This window comes from Brevundimonas sp. (genome assembly GCF_036399195.1).
Lineage (GTDB): Bacteria > Pseudomonadota > Alphaproteobacteria > Caulobacterales > Caulobacteraceae > Brevundimonas.
The window spans coordinates 1-2942 of record NZ_DASWNO010000134.1; the positions used below are offsets into that span (position 1 = coordinate 1).

Here is a 2942-nt window from a genome sequence, read left to right on the forward strand (position 1 = left end):
GGGGTCATCGATCTGGGCAAGCAGACGCTGCGTCTGCGCAACCCCTTCATCACCATCGCCGGCCAGACGGCGCCGTCGCCGGGCATCACCATCATCCGCGGCGGCATGGACATCACCGCCCACGACGTGGTCGTCCAGCATATCCGGATCCGTCCCGGCTCGGCCGGGGGCGAATGGATGAGCGGCTGGGACGAGGACGGCATCTCCACCATCGGGGCCTGGAACGTCATCATCGATCACTGCAGCCTGACCTGGGCGACGGACGAGAACCTGTCGGCCTCGGGCCCGCGGTTCACGGGCTCGACACCCGAGGAATGGCGTCGCGGCACCAGCCACAACATCACCTTCTCGAACAATCTGAACGGCGAGAGCCTGGCCTATTCGACCCATTCCAAGGGCGAGCATTCCAAGGGGTCGCTGATCCATGACAACGTCACCGGCCTGCTGATCGTCGGCAACCTCTACGCCCACAACTATGAGCGCAGCCCCCTGTTCAAGGGCGGAGTGCACGGGGTGATCGTCAACAACCTGATCTACAATCCGGGACCCCGCGCCATCCACTACAACCTTGCGCCCGAGGAGTGGGGCGCCGTGCCGTTCGAGGTCGGCAAGATGACCGTGATCGGCAACGTCCTGCGCGCCGGCCCGTCGACTCCGAGCGAACGCCTCGCCTTCATGATGATCGGCGGCGCAGGCGACGTGGAATATTATGGCCGCGACAACATCGCCGTGGATCAGGTCGGCGAGCCGCTGCGGATGTTCGGCCGCTACACGACGGCCCCTGCGCGCATCATCGAGGTGCGCCGCCCGCCGGTCTGGTGGGAGGGGCTGGCTCCGATTCCGGCCGAACAGGTGCAGGTCTCGGTGCTGTCGCAGGTCGGCGCCCGGCCCTGGGACCGCGACATGCGCGACGTGCTGCTGATCGCCGAGGTGGCCGAGGGGCGCGGCGAGATCATCGACCACGAACGCGAGGTCGGCGGCTATCCGGCCGTCACCGAGGCGACCCGAAAGCCGTTCAATCCGGACGACTGGGACCTGCGCTTCATGACGCCGCTGCGCGACGAGGTGCTGGACCGGCCGGCGCAGCGCCGCGGCACCTGACGCTGACAGACGGCGCGCCAGCGGCTAAGCACGGCGTTCGACCGGAGGCATTCCCGCGTGAACGAGACGAAGCGGCCCGGCGGCAAGCCCGCCACGATCAACGACATCGCCCGCCTCGCGGAGGTGTCGAAAAAGACCGTGTCCCGGGTCATCAACCACTCGCCCTTCGTCAAGGAGGAGACGCGCCAGCGGGTCGAGGCCGTCATCGCCGAGCACGGCTATTCGCCGGATCCGCAGGCGCGGGGACTGGCGTTCCGCCGCTCGTTCCTGGTCGGCATGATCTACGACAACCCCAGCCCGAACTATGTGGTCAACATGCAGCAGGGGGTGCTGGACGCCGTGCGGGGGTCGGGGCTCGAGCTGGTGGTTCACCCCTGCAACCGCGCGTCGGACTCGTTCCTTGAGGAGGTGCGGGCCTTCGTGGTGCGCCAGAAGCTGTTCGGCGTCGTCATGCCGCCGTCTGTCTCGGAGGACGACCGCGTCGTCGCCATCTTGAAGGAGGCGGACTGTCCCTATGTCCGCATCGCCTCCGTGTCGCTGGATGGGCCGGCCTGCATGGTGGTGACTCACGACAGCCGCGGCGCCGCGCGGGCGGCCCGCCACCTGGCCGAGCTGGGTCACCGCCGTATCGCCTTCATCTCAGGCCCAGACAGCTTCCGGTCGTCGCACGAGCGGGGCAGAGGGTTCCGCGAAGGGCTCGCCGAACATGAGCTTTCGCTGGACGAGACCTATGTCCGCGCCGGCGCCTACACCTTCGAATCCGGCGTGGAGGCGGCGCAAAGCCTGCTCAGCTTGACCAGCCCGCCGACCGCCATCTTCGCCGGCAATGACGAGATGGCCATCGGTGTGATGAAGGCCGCCCGCGACGCCGGTCTCGACGTGCCGGGCGACCTGTCCATCGTCGGCTTCGACGACCTGCCGATGGCCTCGCGCGTTTGGCCGAACCTGACCACCGTGCGCCTGCCTATCCGCGACATGGGCCGGATGGCGGCCGAGAAACTGACGGCGGGCCTGCGCGGCCTCGACCCGGCGGCGCTTGTCCAGCCGGAAGTCGACCCCTCGCTGGTGGTGAGGGATTCGACGGCGGCGCCGGCCGGCTAGGCCGCCGTCGCGCCGTCGGTGCTCTGGTTATGATCGCCGCCGGGTTCGGAGATGCCGCTCAGGGCCGCTTCGGCCGTCGATGCGTCGTTCGAGCGCGCCAGGTCGGCGAGCGAGACTATGCCCATGAGCTTATGATCCCGGCTAAGCACGGGCAGGCGCCGCACCTGCAGGTCGCTCATCATCAACGCCACGTCGTCGATGTCCTGGTCCTCGAAGGCGGCGACGACATCGCTGGTCATGATGTCCCGGACCGGCGTGTCGAAACTGCGTTGTTCGGCGACGGCGCGCACGGTGATGTCGCGGTCGGTGATCATGCCCTCGACCCGCTCTTCCGAACCGACCGGCAGGGCTCCCGTGTCCGAGTCCAGCATCATCCGCGCGGCTTCGTGGATGGGTTGATCCGGAGAGACGTAGCTCACGTCCCGGCTCATGCACTCGGTGACTTTCATGGTCGACTCCCTATCGATTCCAGTCCCCGGACGGCGGGGACCAATGGCTCAACAAGCAGGAATGGGGGCGGGTCGTTCCACCTCACCCGCGTTCATGATCAGTATTCGCAAACTTTACCGGCCGTATGTCGCGCCATGAACATTGGCTCCACCATGAAATCGCTTCAACATTGACAGACATAGACCGAGCGTTGTTGAACGCGTATAGCGCAAAGCTGGAACAATGAGGTCGGGTGCGGTCCGGCGACCGCAGCGCCTTCAGCATATTGTGGAGGCTCGCGACCGATGCTC

3 protein-coding genes are annotated in these 2942 nt (G+C 66.9%); 2 read left to right on the forward strand and 1 reads right to left on the reverse strand.

Translation table 11 applies throughout. The annotated features are described in order from the left end of the window. A partial coding sequence (locus VGB60_RS06315; RefSeq protein ID WP_331037416.1) for a pectate lyase occupies positions 1-1101 on the forward strand: 1101 nt, incomplete at its 5' end. A 57-nt stretch (positions 1102-1158) separates the two neighbouring features. Continuing rightward, positions 1159-2202 (forward strand): LacI family DNA-binding transcriptional regulator, encoded by a 1044-nt coding sequence (locus VGB60_RS06320; RefSeq protein ID WP_331037417.1) that lies wholly within the window; start codon positions 1159-1161, stop codon positions 2200-2202. Here VGB60_RS06320 and VGB60_RS06325 read toward each other — a convergent pair. Continuing rightward, positions 2199-2651 (reverse strand): CBS domain-containing protein, encoded by a 453-nt coding sequence (locus VGB60_RS06325; protein ID WP_331037418.1) that lies wholly within the window; start codon positions 2649-2651, stop codon positions 2199-2201. The two genes, VGB60_RS06320 and VGB60_RS06325, sit on opposite strands and share 4 nt — an antisense overlap. Positions 2652-2942 lie beyond the last annotated feature (291 nt).